We start from the raw sequence: 18,846 nt of genomic DNA on the forward strand, positions 1-18,846 counted from the left end.
ACTTTATTTTACAGAAGTTAAATAGAATTAAAATAAAATATTATCCTTTAACACTTCCTAAAGTGACACCTTGAATAATAAATCTAGATAAGAATAAATAGATTATAATTAGAGGTAAAATAGCAACACAAATCAGCATGTATACTTTTCCATAATCGAATTTCATATAATCTGCACCTCTTAATTGTGCAATTAATATTGGAATTGTTTTTTTATTTTTTGAATTAATAATTAAAGCAGGCATGAAATAATTATTCCAGCTACTTACGAAACTAAAAATCATTTGCAAAGCAAAAGCAGGTTTTAAAATGGGAATAACAATTCTATTAAATGTATAAAATTCATTTGAACCATCAACTCTAGCAGCTTCAACAATTTCAAAAGGAAGAACACTTTGCATATATTGAATCATAAAAAATACCACAACTGGTGCAGCTGCTCCAGGTAATATTAAAGGATAGAATGTATCCATTAGTCCAAACTTAATCATGAGTTTTATAAAACCTAAAGCTGAAACTTGAATAGGAACCATCATTACTAACATAATAAAACTAAATGCAAATCTTCTGAGCTTAAAATTGTACATATAAATACCAAATGCTGTCATAGAAGAAATATATACTGTTAATACAGCAGTACAGGTAGAAATATATACACTGTTTAATAAACCTCTTAGAATCGGAATATTTGCATCAGTAAATAAATTTCTTGCATTTCTAAAGAAATATTGGCTAGGGATTAATGTAAATCCTTTTTGAATTTCAGAATTTAGTCTAGTTGAATTTATTAATAGAATAAAAAAAGGAAATAGACAAATTAAGCATAAAAGAATAAGGAAAAGGTAAGAAAAAAATCTTGAAATCTTAAGGCCTTTTTTATAGTTATAACTAAAGGGTTTTATTTTTTTAGTATTATTCATTATTTGTTTTTCCCTCCCATTATAGAGTTTTCTCTCATTAGACTTTTATAAACAAAGATTCCAAGGAAAGCTGTAACAATAAAAATAAGTACTGATAAAGCACCAGCCATACCATAGTTTTTACTTCTTAGATGATTGTTTAAATACATAATTAATGTTTCACTTGTCCTATTTGGAGTTCCAGCTCCATCTGTTAAGATTTGTGGAACATCAAACATTTGAATACCACCAATTATTGAAGTCATTAAGGTATAAACAAAAATAGGCTTTAAAAGGGGCAAGGTAACTTTGAAGAAAGTTTTTGAAGAGGAAGCTCCATCAATGAAAGCCGCATCAAATAAACTTTGATCAATTCCCATAATACCGGCCATTAGTAAAAGAGTTGTATTACCAAACCACATTAAGAAGTTCATCGTTGCAATTAATCCTCTAGTAGTTGCTGTCTGGGTTAAGAATCTAACTGGTTTTTCAGCTAAATTTAATGACATTAGTATTTGGTTTACAGGTCCTACATCAGAAAATAAAGTGAAAAACAACATTGCGAATGCACTTGCCATTATAAGGTTAGGCATATAAATGACAGTTTTAAATACCTGTTTACCCTTTAGATTTAATCGATTACTGGTAAACCATACTGCTAAAAGTAATGCAACTAAAATTTGAGGAATAAAACCAATAATCCAAATTATAAAAGTGTTGATTGCAAATTTTGGGACTTCGGTTTCAAAAAGTACCTGATGGTAATTTTTCCATCCAATAAAATTAGGGCCTACTTCAGTTAATCCAATTCTATAGTTTTCAAAAAAACTATAATAAAAGGTCGAAAGTAATGGCACTAAAGAAAATATTATGTAAATGATAAAAAAAGGTAAAATAAAAAAATATCCCCAACGAGAATAACTAATTGATTTAGTTTTTAATTTCCCTTTTTTTAATAATGGTTTTTCTTTCATCTGTTTCTCCTTATTAATTTTTGGAGCAAGACTTTTTTGCCTTGCTCCAAAATTAAACAACTAGTAAGATAAATTTTATCTGGATAGGTTAGGATATTTTTCTATTACTGAAGTATAGAAGTTATCGTAAGCTTGTTGTTTTGTTACTGTTCCATTGAAATAGTCAGCAAAAGCATCTTGAATAGATTCTGTCATGCCTTGATCGTAAGGACCCATAGTGCTTCTATCAATTGAAGTTGCTGAATCTAAGAACATTGAAATATGGTTTTGTCCACCTAAGAAGTCGTTCTTATAATCACTATTAGCTAATTCTTCCATTGCTGCAACGTTATTTGTGAAATCACCCATATCTTTAGCAATTGCTACTAATGTGTCTTTATCACAAGTCATTGTGTACAATAAGTCTTTAGCTAACTCAATATTATCTGATCCAGCTGCAACACAAATCCAAGTTCCACCCCAACTGAAGCCTTGAGGTCCAGTACAAAGTCCCCAGTCACCATAGCTACCATTTCCAACAGTTTTTGGTCCTTCTGGATCTTCTAATACAGCAGGAGCTAAACTAAAGTCTACGAACCAACCTGGACCAAAGTAACCAAATACTTTACCATCTTTTGCAGCACCAGCCCAAGATTCAGCTGACCATAGGTTTGCTTTATTATTATATCCCATGTCTGTATAAGTCTTAGTTTGTGTTATCCAGTTTTCAATTGAATCAGAGATAGTAATTTTTCCATTAGCGTCAACCCAAGGTTTTTCTGTGTTATCACTAAAGATTCTAAATGCATCATCATAACCACTTAGCATGAAATAACCTTTTGCTTTAGCTTCTTTTGCAACTGCATCAAATTTTGTCCAATCGCTTAATCTTTTTTGTACTTCTTGAGGGTCATCGGTACCTAAAACATCTTTAGCAATTGATCTACGATAAATGAAACCACCTGGACATGATTGCCATGAAAGACCTTTAAGATTTCCATTAGAATCAGTCATAATGTCTTTAGTGTATTTGTACATACCTGATACATCAGCTTGAGTTAGTCCAACATCATTTATTACATCTAGACAATAAGGAGTGTCTACATATTTAAGTGCATAGTCAGCTTCTACTAAGAATATATCAATCTTATCATCATCATTTGCATTGTCTTGTGCTAATAAAGCTTCATCTAATTTGTTTTGATATGCGTTATCAGCATTAGGAGTAATAATCCAGTTTACTGTAACTCCATCAGGAACTAATCCTTTTGCTTCAAAATAGTCATTAAAACGAGTTTGGAATTCTGTATTCCAACAATAAATGTTAAAAACTTTGCCTTCTGGTTTTTCAACAGATTCTTGTGTTCCATTTGCAAATAGCATGCTAGAACATAAAATAACGGACAAAATAATTAAACTAATCCTTTTCATTTTTTCCTCCAATTTATATACGTGCTTTTTAAGCATTATATTTTTTCTACAGTCCCACCTCTAAGTAGTTTTCCTGTGACAGTAATAATTTCAGGAATATATAGAGTTGGCTCTTCAATTTGTTCTATTAATTTTTGAGCTGCAATTTTTCCAATTTCTTCAGAATCCTGTTTGTAAGTTGTCAATTGTGGTCTAAGAATTTGGCTTAATAAAACTCCGTCATAACCAACAACACTTATATCTTCAGGTATTTTAAACCCTCTTTCTTCAATTACATTTTTCCCACCAATGAATGAAAAATCATCAGGATAAAGGATACATGTTGGTTTTTTATCTAAATCTAGTAATTCTTTAGTAGCGAGTGCACTTAGTTTAGGATCGTGATAACGAGCTTCTTTTATTAAGCTCTCATCAAGTTCTAAACCAATCTTTTTGCAAGTGTTTCTAAAGCTTGCTAATCTTTTTTGTGTAACTGAAGTATTTTCACCATGAATTATTGCAATGCGTCTGTGGCCTTGTGAATAAACATATTCAGCGATTTGTTTCATACCATCTAGGTTGTCAGATAAAACAGAAGTACATTTATTGTATACATAATCAATTGTAATAGTTGGAATTTCACTATTTACTAGTTCGATTACATCTGGATTAGTAAAATCAACACTAGCAATTACAACACCATCACAACCTCTGTATTTTGCATGTTCATAAAAGCTCATTTTTCTCTCTCCAAGATTTCTGCTTATAAAAGTAATATCGTAACCTTTTGATTCTGCAGTAGATTTAATACTTTCTAACATTCCTGAAAAGTATTCGTGTCTAAGTCCACTAGATGTTTTATCTACAAATAAAACTCCAAGGTTTAATGTTTTATTAGTCTTAAGAGATCTTGCTGCTGAATTTGGCAAATATCCTAATTTACGAGCAGCTTCTCTAACTTTTTGAGCTGTTTCTTTGCTTATATCTTTTTGTCCATTAAGTGCTTTTGAAACTGTAGAATTTGAAACTCCACAATATTCTGAAATATCTTTTAATGTAATCAATTTTAATTCCTTAAACTTACTAAATCGTTTTCGTTCTTTTATAAAATTAGTATTAATCGCATTTATTAATCTGTCAAGGAATATTTAAAATTTTTATTCATTTAATTATTAATACTCATTTTACAGAATATTTGTATAAATTATAAGTGTTTTTTTACCTAGTGAGAAAATTTATATAAAAAAATCTTTACAAATAAAATATTCATGATATAAATTATATTTATGTTCGAAAACGATTTCGGAAGTTTAAATATATCATTTTGGAGAGATATGCAATGAAATTTGGAGAATTTGACGATAAAAACATGGAATATGTTATAAAAACACCACAAACACCACAGCCATGGATAAATTATTTGGGTAACGATGGTTTTTTTTCATTGATATCTAATACTTTAGGAGGATATGCTTTTTATAAAGATGCAAAACTTAGGAGATTAACTCGCTATAGATATAATAATGTTCCTTTTGATTTTGGAGGAAGATATTATTATATAAAAGAAAATTCAAATATTTGGAATCCTGGATGGCAACCTGTTAAAACTGATTTAGATCATTATGAATGTAGGCATGGTTTAGGATATTCAAAATTTAATTCAACAAAAGATAATTTAAAAGTTGAATTAACTGCTTTTGTACCTTTAAGAGAAAACTGCGAAGTCCATAAATTAACTTTTAAGAATTTATCTAAAGAAAAAAAATCTTTTCAAGTATTTAGTCTTTTAGAATGGTGTTTATATAATGCTGTAGATGATGCAAATAACTTTCAAAGAAATTTAAATATTGCAGAAGTTGAAGTAGAAAATTCAGTTATATATCACAAATCAGAATATAGAGAGAGAAGAAATCACTATGCATTTTTTTCTGTAAATGAAGAAATTAATGGTTTTGATACTGATAGAGCAACTTTTTTAGGCCCATATAATGGTTGGGATAAACCCTTATCTGTTACTAGTGGTAAATGTTTTAATAGTATGGCTAGTGGAAACTCTCCAATAGCTAGTCACCAAATTGATATTGAATTAAATAGTAATGAAGAAAAAACCTTAATTTTTATTTTAGGGTATGTAGAAGTTGATAAAGATAAAAAATTTATTGGAAAAAACGTAATTAATAAAGATAAAGCTTATAACTTAATAGATAAATTTAATTCTGTAGATAAGGTAGATCAAGCAATTGATGATATTAATAATTATTGGAGGGCTTTACTTTCTAATTTTATTATTGATAGTAAAGATGAAAAATTAAATAGAATGGCCAACATCTGGAATCAATATCAATGTATGGTAACATTTAACTTAAGCAGAAGTGCCAGTTATTTTGAATCTGGAACAGGAAGGGGAATGGGTTTCAGAGATAGCTGTCAAGATTTATTAGGTTTTGTGCATTTAATTGGAGATCGTGCAAGAGAAAGAATAATTGATATTGCTAGTATCCAATTTGAAGATGGCAGTTGTTATCATCAGTATCAACCATTAACAAAACGTGGTAATGCAGATGTTGGTTCCGGTTTTAATGATGATCCTCTTTGGTTAGTAGCTTGTGTATCTAGCTATATAAAAGAAACTGGAGATATAGATATTTTATCAACTATGGTTCCTTTCAATAATGAAAAAGGGTCAGAAAAACCTCTTTTTGAACATCTGAAGAGAAGTATTCATTTTACTATGAATAATCTTGGACCTCATAATCTTCCATTAATTGGAAGAGCTGATTGGAATGATTGTTTGAATTTAAATTGTTTTTCAGAAGATCCAAGTGATAGCTTTCAGACTTGTAGTAATTTTGATTCAAAAAAAGCTGAGAGTGTTTTTATTGCTGCAATGTTTGTACTATATGGCAAAGAATATATAAAATTATGTGAAAAATTAAATTATTTTGATGAAGTAAAAGAAGTTACAAAAGCTATCGAATTAATTAATGATGCTGTTTTGGAATTTGGTTGGGATGGAAAATGGTTTAAGAGAGCTTATGATGCTTTTGGAGAACCAATTGGATCTGATACTTGTGAAGAAGGTAAAATCTTTGTTGAACCTCAAGGCCTTTGTACTATTGCTGGAATTGGTAAGGATAAAAATTTTGGTAAAACAGCTCTAGATTCAGTAAGAGAATATTTAGTTAATGATTATGGTGTTGAATTATTACATCCTTGCTATACTTCATATAAACTAAATCTAGGTGAAATTTCTAGTTATCCTCCAGGATACAAAGAAAATGGTTCAGTATTTTGCCACAATAATACTTGGATTGTTTTAGCTTATTCTTCATTAAAAGATAGTGATAATGCTTTTGATATTTATAAAAGAACTTCTCCTGCATATCTCGAAGATGTTAGTGAAATTCATGAAACTGAACCTTATGTATATAGTCAAACTATAGCAGGAAGAGATGCTCAATATTATGGAAAAGCAAAAAATAGTTGGTTGACTGGAACTGCTGCTTGGAGTTTTGTTGCATTAAGTCAGGGGCTTTTTGGAATTATTCCTGAATATGAAGGATTAAAAATAGATCCATGTCTTCCACAAGATTTAAAAGAATTTAAAGCAATTCGTCATTTTAGAGATGTTACATATAATATAGAAGCAAAAAATTCTTTAGATGGTAAAAAAGGTTTATTTGTTGATGGTGTTTTGATAGAAGGTAATACTATTTTTTATAATGATGATAAAGAAAACGTTAATGTAGAATTGTATTATTAAAAATAATTTTATTAGGATTTTAAATTGATATCTTAATCAATTTTATTAATAAAGATTAAAAACAAACTAAAAAGCTTAGCTAAAAAATATAGCTAAGCTTATTTTAATGTTAAGTAAATATTTTTTATGATATTGCTTTAGGTTCTTCTTTTGATAAGATTTCCATAAATTCTTCACCATTTATGGTTTCTTTCTTGTATAAGAATTCAGCAATTTCATGGAGTTTCTTAATGTTTTCTTGTAATAATTTTTTAGCTTTTTGATATTGTTCATTTACAAGTTTTGTAACCATGTCATCTATTTTTGAACTGGTTTGTTCTGAACAAATTAAAGCAGAATCACCACCTAAATATTGACTACCTTGATTTTCAAAAGCAACCATTCCAAATTCTTCACTCATACCAAATCTAGTAATCATTGCTCTAGCTAGTTTTGTAGCTTGTTCAATATCGTTGCTTGCTCCAGTTGTAACTGAATCAAAAATTAAATCTTCAGCAACTCTACCTGCTGTAAAGATTGCTATCTTATTTTCTAATTCTTGTTTGCTTAGTAAATTCTTTTCTTCTTCATCTACCTGCATTGTAAAGCCTAAGGCACCTGAGGTTCTTGGTATAATAGTAATTTTAGAAACTGGAGCTGTATTGGTTTGTAATGCTGCAACTAAAGCATGTCCTACTTCGTGGTAAGATACAATAAGTTTCTCTTTATTGCTTAATACTTTGTTTTTCTTTTGATATCCTGCAGCTACTACTTCAATGCTGTCTTGTAAATCCTTTTGAATTACTTTGGTTCGCTTGTTTCTAACAGCAATTAATGCAGCTTCATTTACAATATTTGCTAAATCAGCGCCGCTCATACCTGATGCAGCTCTTGCAATTTCGTTGAAGTTTATATTGCTTGCGATTTTAATATTTTTTGCATGAACTTTTAAAATTGCTTCTCTTCCTATTAAATCAGGTAATTCTACAGGAATTCTTCTATCAAATCTTCCGGGTCTCAGAAGGGCTGGATCTAAAGTTTCTGGTCTATTTGTAGCAGCAAGTAAGACAACCCCTTTTGAACTATCAAAGCCATCCATTTCTGTTAAAAGTTGGTTTAAGGTTTGTTCTCTTTCATCATTTCCACCTTGAGGTGAGGTTGTTCTTTTTTTACCAATAGCATCAATTTCATCAATAAATACTATACAAGGAGCTTTTTTATTTGCTTCTTTGAATAAATCTCTTACTTTTGCTGCCCCCATACCTACAAACATCTCAACAAATTCTGAACCAGAAATTGAGAAGAAAGGAACATTTGCTTCGCCTGCTACTGCTTTTGCTAATAAAGTTTTACCAGTTCCTGGAGGGCCTACTAGTAATGCACCTTTAGGAATTTTTGCTCCAATTTGAGTATATTTTTCTGGCTTATGAAGGAAATCGACAATTTCAGTCAATAAATCTTTTGCTTCATCTTCCCCTGCAACATCATTGAATTTTATTCCAGTTTCACTTGGAACATATACTTTTGCATTGCTTTTTCCAAATTGCATTGAAGAAGAGAAGAGATTACCACCACCACCAGCGGAGTCTGTCATTTTCTTTTGTAGATATCTTCCTAAAAGGAAAATTAGTAAGAAAGGTAATAGCCAAGATATAAGCATAGTAATTAGCGGGGAAGTTTCTTTTGGTGCTACTCGTCCAAAAGAACAACCAGATGCGTAAAGTCTATTTACTAAATCAGGGTCTTGGAAAGTTGTTGTTCTATATAATTGATCATATCCATTATTTGTTGTGAAAATAATATCATTGCCATCTATTTCAACTTTTTCAATAGATTTATTATCAAGCATTGTTAAAAAGGTACCATAATCTACTTTTTGATATTGTGCTTGGTTATAATAAGGTACGATAAACATATTAATAAGAATAATAGCAACTAGAGTAATTAAATAAAATTTAATTAATGAGTTGTTATTATTTTTTTTATTATTAACGTTGTCAGCCATTTGTCCTCCAAAGTGTTATAAACAATAACATTCAGAAAATAGTAATAAATTTTGGCAAAGGCTATTATAATTTATGGAGTTTTTGTGTAGAAATGCATGCTTTCCCCTTCATCTAAGACAAAGGTATCTTTAGGTTTCAGTAAGGTTATTAAAGAAATATATAAGTCTCCAATAGCTCCGCTAAAGTTTAGAGCAAAAAGTAAAAGCATTGCATTATAGTATTCTACACTAACATTATTTAGTATTAAAAGTAAAATAATAGATAGGATTATCACAGGAGCTAAAGCAATAATAATATAGGAAGATTTATCAAAATATCTATCTTTTGATCCTGCACTAGCATAGAAAAAAGTAAAATTATAAATAGCTTTCTTTTTTGAGAAAACTTTTATAAAAAACCCGTGAATTAATTCGTGTAATAGCATAAATACATAAAGCAATATTACTAAAACAATTATGCTTTTTATTGAAAATAATGGGCACATATTAATTCTTAGTGTATAAAAAAATAAGAAAGTAAATATAATTATCAATATATTAAAGCTTATCAAGTATTTCTTTTTATTAAAATCAATGTATTGTATTTCTTTGTAGTTATCACTTAGTTCAAATATTGCTTTCATTTCTTCTCTTTGTTGTTTTTGTAGCTAATTGTCCACAAGCGCCATTTACTTCTCTACCTCTAGTAAATCTTCTTGCATATTTGATATTAAATTCATCTAAATATTTGGTGAATTGATTTATTTCTTCAGTCGTTGGTGTTTTATATGGTAATTCAGCTGCAGGGTTCCAAGGAATTAAATTTACTACTGCATCAAGGTTATTTGCAAAACTAGCCAATTTTTTTGCTGCATTTAAATCACAATTTAATCCACTTAACATACAATATTCTAATGTGAAACGAGATCCACATTTATGTTGGTAGTGTAATAGACTTTGTTTTAGTTTTTGTAAATTAAAGGTTTTGTTAACAGGCATTATTTGATCTCTTAAAGAATTTTCTGCACTAACAAGAGATACTGCTAATTTCACTTTTAAATTTTGTTCTGTTAATTTTGTAATTCCATTAACTAAACCACATGTACTTATTGTAATTCTTCTTAAACTAATATTGAAAGAATCTTCTCTGTGAAAGAAATTAATAGATTTATTTACTTCTGCAAAATTTGCTAAAGGTTCTCCCATACCCATATATACAATATGTGTGATATTTCCTAGACTTCTTAAATGAATAAATTGCTCAATAATTTCTGCAGTACTTAAGTTCCTAATTAAGCCCATAGTTCCTGTTCTACAAAACTTACAGCCCATGGCACATCCAACTTGAGAAGACAAGCAAGCAGTTTTTCTATCATTTTTATCAACTAGCATTACACTTTCAATTATTGAACCATCTTTTAATTCAATCGCTAATTTTGTTGCACCACTTTCATCTACTTGAGTATCTATAATTTTTGAAGAAATTGCTGAACCATATTTTGCTTTTAATTCTTCTCTTAAAGCTTTTGGTAGGTTACTCATTAGATCAAAGTCATAAATTCCTTTAATTAACCATTGATTAATTTGTTTTGCTTGGAATTTTTTGTCTAAATTTAAAGTGTTATATATTTCATCTATCTCTAATCCATAAAGGGATATATTATTCATTTTCTATTGCTCCTATAAGGTAAATATATATGTAATTTTATAAATATAAAAGACTAGCAGATTTATATTTATTTTAGTTACTTATGTCAAGAATGTATTAATTTATTTTGCCAATTTTAATAGAATATTATTTTTATTAGTTTAGAAATTATATGTTAAATTTGTGTTAACATAGAAAATATTTTATATAATGTAAATATTTTACTGTTCAAGTATACTTAAGTTTGCTATACTGTGTAAAAGATATATTTTAGAATAAGGAGTTTACAATGAAGAAAAAAATTTTATTACTCGTAGCCCTAATGGGTTTAGTTCTTGTTCCAACTTTTGCAAAAAGTTCAGACATGAGTGCTGGTCTTGCTTTAGGTACAATCAATGGTGTCGGATTTAAATATAATTTAGACAAAGATTTTACTTTAGGTGGAACAGTAGGCCTTGATGTTGTAACTACAGGTGCTCTTAGTGTTGAAGCTTTTGGGCTTTATAAAGTTGCAGAAGTAGAAGTACAAAAAGAAGATTTTGATATTAATGCTGGTGGTGGAGTTTCTGCAAGTTTCATTAATGATTTTAATTTTTCAATACTTGGTATGGTTGAAGCTTCTTATAGTTTTAAAGGTGATTATCCTATTGATCTCTTATTACGTCTTGAACCTGGTTATACTTTTGGTAAATCATTTGTTATGCATGGATCAATTCAGGGTTTATGGAGATTATAATTTAATACCTCACATTACTAATGTAATACAACTCTCAGCTAGCTAGTGAGAGTTGTTTTTATATTTGCTCAATTCGCCTAAAAATCTTTCTCTGATTTTTGCTTTAATTAAAATATATTCTTTTTCATATTTTACATCTAAAACTAATGCATTTCTTTTTGCATAATAAACTAAATCATGTCTGCTATTAGGAAGTTGGAAATATGATATTTCTTCGTCTTCTTCATATATTTCATCAATTTTTTTTAGTACTTCTAAAATATTTTTATCATCTTTAATGCTAGTTTCAATTAAATCTGGTTCTAGGGCTTTTAATCTTGATTTATCAAATTCATTTTGTTCTAAGTCACATTTATTTAGCATAACGAGAGTTGGTTTGTTTTCACAGTTTAATTGTTTTAAAGTGTCTTTTGTTGTTTTATAACAGCCTAGTAAATTAGGATGAGATACATCTAATACAATCAAAATTATATCTGCATAAGTAGCTTCTTCAAGAGTTGAATTGAAGGCCTCAATTAAGTCATGTGGTAAGTCACTTACAAAGCCAACTGTATCTGAGAATATCATTTCTCTATGACTTGGCATTTTTATTTTTTTACTGGTTGTATCTAATGTAGCAAATAATTTATTTTCTACTAAAATATCACTATTTGAGAGTAGTCTTAATAAAGAGCTTTTTCCACTATTTGTATATCCTACAATTGCTACTGTTGGAATATTTGAATTTAATCTAGTTTTTCTTTGAGTATCTCTAATTTTTTTTACTTTTTCTAATTCTTTCTTTGTTTTAGCAATTCTATCAAGGACTAAACGTCTATCTATTTCAAGTTGAGTTTCACCAGCACCTTTATTTGATTTTGTGCCACCTCTTTGTCTAGATAAATTAGTCCAAGCTCTAGTTAATCTAGGTAGGGAATATTCTAATCTAGCAAGTTCAACCTGTAATGTAGCTTCTTTAGTAGAAGCTCTATCACTAAATATTTGTAATATTACTTCTCGTCTATCTATTACACAGACATTTAATTCTTTTTCTAAGTTTCTTTGTATGTTAGGAGATAAATCATTTTCAAAAATAAATAAATCTATTTCATTATATTCAGCAATTTCTTTTAATTCTTCAACTTTTCCTTTTCCTATATATGTATGGCTGTTTTCTTTTCTTAAATATATAATGATGGAATCAATAACATTTACATTCATAGTAGTTGCTAAAGAAATTAATTCATTTTTTCTAATTACTGGGGATATCGGATTTAAATTTTCTTCTACAATAATAATTATAGCTTTTTGTAAATTATTGTTTTTTTCTAAATCAATTGGTTTATTTTTTGGCAAATTTTTCTTTTAACCTCATTTTTTTTTATATTAAATAGATTAACTATGGTTTAATAAGTTGTCAATCTGTGATATATTCAAGCGACAGAACTTATCCTAGTGAGGTAATTATTATGAGTTTAAATTGTGGTATTGTAGGGCTTCCAAATGTTGGAAAGTCAACTATATTTTCAGCACTAACTAGTGCACCAGCGGAATCAGCTAACTATCCTTTTTGTACAATAGATCCAAATGTTGGTATTGTTAACGTTCCTGATCCACGTTTAGATAAAATAGTAGAGTTAATTCCTCCAGCAAAAATAATTCCAGCAACTTTTGAATTTGTAGATATTGCAGGTTTAGTTGAAGGAGCTTCTAAGGGTGAAGGTCTTGGTAATAGATTTTTAGCTTCTATTAGAGAAGTAGGTGTTCTCGCTCATGTAGTTAGATGTTTTGATGATGAAGATATTATTCATGTTAATAATAAAATTGACCCTATTGGTGATATTTCCACAATTAATATTGAGCTTGCTTTCTCTGATTTAGATACAGTAGAGAAACGTTATGATAAGATGTCTAAAATGGGTAGAATTAATAAAGAGCAACAAAAAATAAACCAAAAACTTTTACCAATATTAGAAAAATTAAAAGATTGTTTAAGTGAAGGACAATTAGCTAGAACTTTAAATTTGGAAGAAGAGGAATTAGAAGAAATTAAAGATTTACATCTAATTACTCTCAAACCAGTTATTTATGTTTGTAATGTTGATGAAGATAGTCTTGAAGAAGATAATGAATATGTAAAGATTGTTAGAGACATTGCTGAAAAAGAAAACTCTGAAGTTATAACTATTTGTGGAAAGATTGAAGCTGAAATAGCAGAGATGGAAGATGAAGCTGATAAGTTAGAATTTTTAGAAGCTTTAGGTTTAAAAGAATCCGGCTTGAATCAACTAATAAGAAGTGCATATCATACTTTAGGTATGAGAACTTTCTTTACTGCTGGTAGTGATGAAGATAGAGCTTGGACTTTTAAAGCAGGTTATAAAGCTCCTCAAGCTGCAGGTGTTATTCATACTGACTTTGAGAAAGGCTTTATTAAGGCTGAAGTTTATAACTGTGAAGATTTATTTGAATTTGGTAGTGAACAAAAAGTTAAAGAAAAAGGTAAACTAAGAATGGAAGGAAAAGAATATATTGTCCAAGATGGTGATATAATGCATTTCAGATTTAATGTTTAATTTTTAATTATTTATATAAAAAAGAGGACTATGCAAATTGCATAGTCCATTTTTATGAATGAAATAAATAGCAGCAAAGAATAATTGCTGTAATCTATTTATTACCAAGTTAATTCAAATTGTAGTGGTTTTGCAAGTAATAAGAAATCAATTAATGGGAAACTATAAGTAAATTGGTTATCTGAAACCTTTATTCCCCCAGAGAAAGTTTTAATTGGGGCAGGTGTTTCAAAATTTAAAGTTATAGTAGAATTTCTAATAGCATCAGGACCTTCTTCACCTAACATAAAACTAATCATTTCTAAATAATCATCTTCACTTAACCCTTCATTATATTCAGGGCCAAAAGGTTCAAAGTTTGGATCAGCTAGGAAAGGAATAGCTTTTGTTAATTGATTGTAATTATTTAAATCTAAATAGAAATTTAATTTGTTATTATTTAAGGTTAGTATGGTCTGATTTTCTGTTTCACCTAAATCAGAGATTAAAGTTGAAAGGGAAGTAAAATCAAAAGAGCCAACATAGCTATTTTTACCTACCTTAGTAAATAATACATTTGTAGTAGTTTCATTCTTAATTAATTTATTAGATGTGTCTTCAATAGCTAAATCCATAATGGGTTTATCATTTTCATCTGTAGAAAATTCAGAAAAGTCATTTAATACATCAATAAAGAAATCTTCAACACTTATTGCAATATTTGAGTTACCACTTTCGTCATTATTTATTGATAAGTCTTCTGTAACAACACAACTCATTAAAAAAGGAATTGTAATTGCTAGCAAAATTATATATTTTTTTAGTTTCACTAAAATCTCCTAAACACAATTTTTAATAATAAAACAATATTATAAATGAAATAAGGGTGCAAGACCTAATGATAAGTCTACATAAATAAAACATTTAAAGTAAGACCTGAATACAAAAAAATAAATAGTAATTTGATTATTTTCGTAATTCGTGTAATATTAGTAGAAAAGAAAAGGTGATAACTGTTAATTATTTAGCAATAGAAATAGCTATTTATCACTATTTCTTAATTTTTTGTGTACGAGAAATTGGTGCAAGCGTTGACAAAAATAGAATCCCTTTTTATATATTGTATAACAAAGGTGATAAATTTTGTCACTATTGGAGGAATTGATGCAAGATTTGGATGGCCAAAAAACGTTAATAATCGTTGAGTCTCCTACAAAAGCAAAGACAATAAAAAAGTTTTTACCCTCAAATTGTACAGTTGTTGCAAGTAATGGGCATATTAGAGATTTAGATGAAGATAAAAATGCTGTTGATATAGAAAATGGGTTTAAACCTCATTATATTATTCCAAGTGAGAAAAAAGCTTTAGTTAAAACTTTAAAAGATGAAATAAAAAAAACAGATTTCTTATTATTAGCAACTGATGAAGATAGAGAAGGGGAAAGTATTTCTTGGCACTTATTGCAAGTGTTAAAACCAAAAGTGGATTATAAGAGAATGGTTTTCCATGAAATAACTAAAAAAGCTATTTTAGGTGCATTATCCTCAGGTCGTGATTTAGATATGGATATGGTACATGCTCAGGAAGCTAGAAGAATTATTGATAGACTTTTTGGTTATGATGTATCAGCTTTAGTTGGACAAAAGTTATCTTCAAGAAAATTGAGTGCAGGAAGAGTTCAATCTCCTGGCTTAATGTTAACGGTAGAAAGAGAAAAGCAAAGAATATTATTTAAAAAGAGTTTTTACTTTGATGCCAAGGCAACTTTAGATACAGGCAAAGGTGTTTTTGATGCTAAATTAGTAGAGTATAATTCACAATCTTTAGCTTCTAGTAAAAGTTTTGATTCTATCACTGGTGAATATAAAAATGATAATTCCTTATTATTAGATGAAAAAGCTATAGATAAAATTATTAATCAAGTTGAGGGTGGTCCTTTTATTGTTGATGAAATAATTAGTAGACCTACTACTTCAAAGCCTAATGCCCCTTTTATTACAAGTACTTTACAACAGGAAGCAATAAAAAAATTACATTTTAGTTCAAAACAAACTATGAGAGTTGCTCAAAAACTATATGAAAATGGTTTAATTACATATATGAGAACTGATAGTCCTTTCTTAAGTGAAGAAGGAATTAATGGTGCTAGAAATAGTGTTTTGAAATTATATGGTAAGGAATATTTATCCAAAACAGTAAGACAATTTAAAGCTAAAAATGCTGAAGCTCAAGAAGCTCATGAAGCAATTCGTCCTGCAGGTGATACTTTTGTATCTCCAAAAGAAGCGGGGTTAAGTGGAAATGAATTCTCCTTATATTCTTTAATTTGGGCAAGAACTTTAGCAAGCCAAATGGCAGAGGCTAAGAAACAAACTACAACAGTAAAAATTAGTTCTAATGGTGCAATTTTTAGTGCTAGTGGTACACAAATAGTTTTCCCTGGTTTCTTAAGAGCTTATGTTGAATCAAAAGATGATCCTGAAGCAGCTTTAGATGATAAAGAAACTTTCTTACCACCTTTAGAAGAGAATCAAAAACTTAAATTAGAAAATTTAGAAAGCCAAAAACATGAAACTAAAGCACCTCCTCGTTATACTGAAGCTAGTTTAGTTCATGAACTAGAACAAAGAGGTATTGGTAGACCTTCAACTTATGCATCTATTATTGATACTTTGTTAAATCGTCAATATTTAATAAAAGAAGGTAGTGCTTTAGTTCCTACTTTTATAGGTTTTGCTGTTTGTCAATATTTAATAAATTCATTCCCAAAATATGTTGATTATGATTTTACTAGATTACTTGAAGCTGATTTAGATGAAATTGCTAATCATAAAATTGATAAAATTAATTTATTAGAATCTTTTTATCTAGGTGATAACGGATTACAGACTAGAGTTAAAGAACAAAAAAGTATAAATGATAAAGTAGAAGCTAAAACTATAAAATTACCTCAAATAAGTGATGACAATCCAATTATGATAGGACCTTATGGACCTTATGTTTTAGGTAATGTTGTTGATGGTAAACCAGAATATATTAATTTACCTAAAGAAATGGTTCCTGGAACAGTTACTGATAAAGAAATTAAGGAATTAATTAAAAAGGGTAAAGTAAAAAATGAGCCTAAGTTATTAGGGACTGATGATGAAGGTAATGAAATATATTTATGCTCAGGTAGATTTGGACCTTATTGGCAAATTGGTAAAGAAGCAAAAGGAAAACCTAAAAGAGCCAGTATTCCTTCTTGGTATCAAAAAGAGGATGAGGCTCAAAATAATATTGAATTTGCAAAAAAATATCTTTCTTTGCCTAGAGAATTAGGTGAGAATGATAAAGGTGAAAAAGTTATTGCTACAAAAGGTAAGTATGGTCCATATATTAATTGTGGTGATTTAAATGTTAATTTAAATAAACGCGATCATGATGAACAATTATTTAGTGTTAGTTTAGAAGAAGCCCTTAACCTGATAGAAAATAATGCAAAATCAGCAAATGATAAAGGTAAAGCTAAGACCAAAGCAGAATTGAAAGATTTTGGTGAATTTGCTGGGGGCAGTGTAAAATTGTACTTGGGTAGATATGGTTATTATTTAAAACAAGGCAAAACTAATATTCCTATTGATGATGAACAAGCTAGAAATGATGAAAGCTTAGCAATGAATTTATCAAAAGAAGTTATTCAAAGATCAATAGATAAAAAGAAAAATAAGAAAAAATAATAATTTTATATATTTAAGATCCCTTCAAGTTTTGTAAAAAAAGTTACTTGGAGGGCTTTTTTTTATTATAAGTTGCAATTTTAATATTTATTAGTGTATTGTTTATATAGAAGGTAATGATATGCAAGAAAAAAATAGTTCTTATACAAAAACAGATAAAGATAAAAAAGATGATAAATTTATTATTGAGTTATCTAAAGAATTGAATCTTGCAAAATTCAAAATAATAGCATGCTTCGATAAACTCTCAATAGATTATAATGATAGTTATTTTAGAAATCGATATTCCTTGTTAAAAGATATCGTTTGTTCCTATTATGGTTTATTAAATTCTTATATTAGAAATGATGAAGCTAGAAAAGAATTAGATAATGAAATAAAAAGATTTGATGAAATATATATTGATACAGCTCCAATAATTCATGAAGATTGGTTTTTATATTTTATTGCTAATGTAATTCCATATTTGAGAAAAAGAAGAAAAAAACTTGTAGTTTTGGAAAAAACTATGGAAGAGTTATATGGTATTTCTCGTAATGAAGAAAAAGACTTAGAAGTAAGATTAAGAGCAAACGTTAGACCATATTTTTTAAGATATTTAGCAAGAAAAGGTTTATTAAAAAAAGTAGATACTGGAAGCAAAGGAATCGCAGATGATCATCTAATTAGACTTTTTAGGCGAAGAGGTAAAAATAAGAAAATTCTCTTAATAACTCAAGATAGATATTTAAGTGAAAGAGTTGTTCAATTAGGTGAAAATTTAAATAGAAATATTGAAATTCCACATCATTCTCTTTTCGATAGATTTATTAGTTGGAAATTTGTAGATGACGATATTGTAAAAAAAGTTGTAGCCTGTGAATTATTAAGTAATGGGGACTTATTGAGATTATATATTTGTCAACATTGCGGCGATAGCTACTATGATAAACTTTTTGATTGTGGTGGCTATGTGCTTTGTTCTAGTTGTTATTATGATATTGAAAGGCAAAAACATAAGAACCAATTAAATAAAGAAAGAGAAGAGCAAAAAAGGTTAAAAGAAATAAAAGAAATTGAAGAAAAACGAGATATAAATGAGAAAATTCTTACAGTAGGAAAGGTTATAAAAAAGAAGCAACGAAAGTCACTTCTAATAGTTATATTAATTTTAATTGTTTTAGTTTTTTCACTATATTTGTTTATTTAAAAGGCTGCTTCTAAAAGAAACAGCCCTTATTA

General features: G+C 28.7%; 14 protein-coding genes. 5 read left to right on the forward strand and 9 right to left on the reverse strand.

The features are described from left to right. Nucleotides 1-40: 40 nt before the first annotated feature. The 4 genes from ACZ5RS_RS04660 to ACZ5RS_RS04675 form a co-directional block, all read right to left on the reverse strand. On the reverse strand, nucleotides 41-919 hold the full coding sequence (locus tag ACZ5RS_RS04660) for a carbohydrate ABC transporter permease (RefSeq protein WP_464637944.1): 879 nt from the start codon (nucleotides 917-919) through the stop codon (nucleotides 41-43). Then, the gene (locus ACZ5RS_RS04665) at nucleotides 919-1,872 is read right to left on the reverse strand and encodes a carbohydrate ABC transporter permease (protein WP_464637946.1); all 954 of its coding nucleotides are present in this window, start codon (nucleotides 1,870-1,872) and stop codon (nucleotides 919-921) included. The genes ACZ5RS_RS04660 and ACZ5RS_RS04665 overlap by 1 nt, the downstream gene beginning before the upstream one ends. Nucleotides 1,873-1,947: 75 nt before the next feature. After that, nucleotides 1,948-3,282, reverse strand: coding sequence for an extracellular solute-binding protein (locus ACZ5RS_RS04670; RefSeq protein ID WP_464637948.1), 1,335 nt, complete (start codon nucleotides 3,280-3,282; stop codon nucleotides 1,948-1,950). A 35-nt stretch (nucleotides 3,283-3,317) separates the two neighbouring features. Beyond that, complete coding sequence (locus ACZ5RS_RS04675) at nucleotides 3,318-4,325, reverse strand: LacI family DNA-binding transcriptional regulator (protein ID WP_464637950.1); 1,008 nt, start codon at nucleotides 4,323-4,325, stop codon at nucleotides 3,318-3,320. A gap of 275 nt (nucleotides 4,326-4,600) precedes the next feature. Here ACZ5RS_RS04675 and ACZ5RS_RS04680 point away from each other — a divergent pair, with 275 nt between their 5' ends. Next, complete coding sequence (locus ACZ5RS_RS04680) at nucleotides 4,601-7,024, forward strand: glycoside hydrolase family 94 protein (RefSeq protein ID WP_464637952.1); 2,424 nt, start codon at nucleotides 4,601-4,603, stop codon at nucleotides 7,022-7,024. Between the two features lie 124 nt (nucleotides 7,025-7,148). Here the strand turns inward: ACZ5RS_RS04680 and ftsH are convergent, their stop codons facing one another. The 3 genes from ftsH to rlmN all read right to left on the reverse strand — a co-directional run bounded on the left by ftsH (nucleotide 7,149) and on the right by rlmN (nucleotide 10,655). Further along, a complete protein-coding gene (gene ftsH, locus ACZ5RS_RS04685; protein WP_464637954.1) occupies nucleotides 7,149-9,008 on the reverse strand; it encodes an ATP-dependent zinc metalloprotease FtsH in 1,860 nt (619 codons plus the stop codon). 71 nt (nucleotides 9,009-9,079) lie between these two features. Next, nucleotides 9,080-9,631, reverse strand: coding sequence for a DUF3267 domain-containing protein (locus ACZ5RS_RS04690; protein WP_464637956.1), 552 nt, complete (start codon nucleotides 9,629-9,631; stop codon nucleotides 9,080-9,082). Further along, on the reverse strand, nucleotides 9,615-10,655 hold the full coding sequence (rlmN, locus tag ACZ5RS_RS04695) for a dual-specificity RNA methyltransferase RlmN (RefSeq protein ID WP_464637958.1): 1,041 nt from the start codon (nucleotides 10,653-10,655) through the stop codon (nucleotides 9,615-9,617). Before rlmN ends, ACZ5RS_RS04690 begins: the two co-directional genes overlap by 17 nt. A gap of 269 nt (nucleotides 10,656-10,924) precedes the next feature. Here rlmN and ACZ5RS_RS04700 point away from each other — a divergent pair, with 269 nt between their 5' ends. After that, nucleotides 10,925-11,371 carry a hypothetical protein gene (locus ACZ5RS_RS04700; RefSeq protein WP_464637960.1) on the forward strand — a complete coding sequence of 149 codons (447 nt, stop codon included), beginning with the start codon at nucleotides 10,925-10,927 and terminating at the stop codon, nucleotides 11,369-11,371. Between the two features lie 42 nt (nucleotides 11,372-11,413). On the opposite strand, the gene hflX is transcribed toward ACZ5RS_RS04700, so the two are convergent. Beyond that, nucleotides 11,414-12,706, reverse strand: a complete 1,293-nt coding sequence (hflX, locus tag ACZ5RS_RS04705) for a GTPase HflX (protein ID WP_464637962.1) — start codon at nucleotides 12,704-12,706, stop codon at nucleotides 11,414-11,416. A 113-nt stretch (nucleotides 12,707-12,819) separates the two neighbouring features. Between hflX and ychF the strand changes: the two genes are divergently transcribed. Then, entirely contained in the window at nucleotides 12,820-13,926 is a 1,107-nt protein-coding gene (gene ychF / locus ACZ5RS_RS04710; RefSeq protein WP_464637964.1) for a redox-regulated ATPase YchF, read from the forward strand. Nucleotides 13,927-14,027: 101 nt separating this feature from the next. On the opposite strand, the gene ACZ5RS_RS04715 is transcribed toward ychF, so the two are convergent. Then, on the reverse strand, nucleotides 14,028-14,735 hold the full coding sequence (locus ACZ5RS_RS04715) for a hypothetical protein (protein ID WP_464637966.1): 708 nt from the start codon (nucleotides 14,733-14,735) through the stop codon (nucleotides 14,028-14,030). A gap of 334 nt (nucleotides 14,736-15,069) precedes the next feature. Here ACZ5RS_RS04715 and topA point away from each other — a divergent pair, with 334 nt between their 5' ends. After that, complete coding sequence (gene topA, locus ACZ5RS_RS04720; protein ID WP_464637968.1) at nucleotides 15,070-17,625, forward strand: type I DNA topoisomerase; 2,556 nt, start codon at nucleotides 15,070-15,072, stop codon at nucleotides 17,623-17,625. Between the two features lie 121 nt (nucleotides 17,626-17,746). Continuing rightward, nucleotides 17,747-18,814: a PIN domain-containing protein gene (locus tag ACZ5RS_RS04725; protein WP_464637970.1), complete on the forward strand. Its 1,068-nt coding sequence runs from the start codon at nucleotides 17,747-17,749 to the stop codon at nucleotides 18,812-18,814. The last annotated feature ends 32 nt before the right edge of the window (nucleotides 18,815-18,846 follow it).

Source organism: Pleomorphochaeta caudata (genome assembly GCF_055395745.1).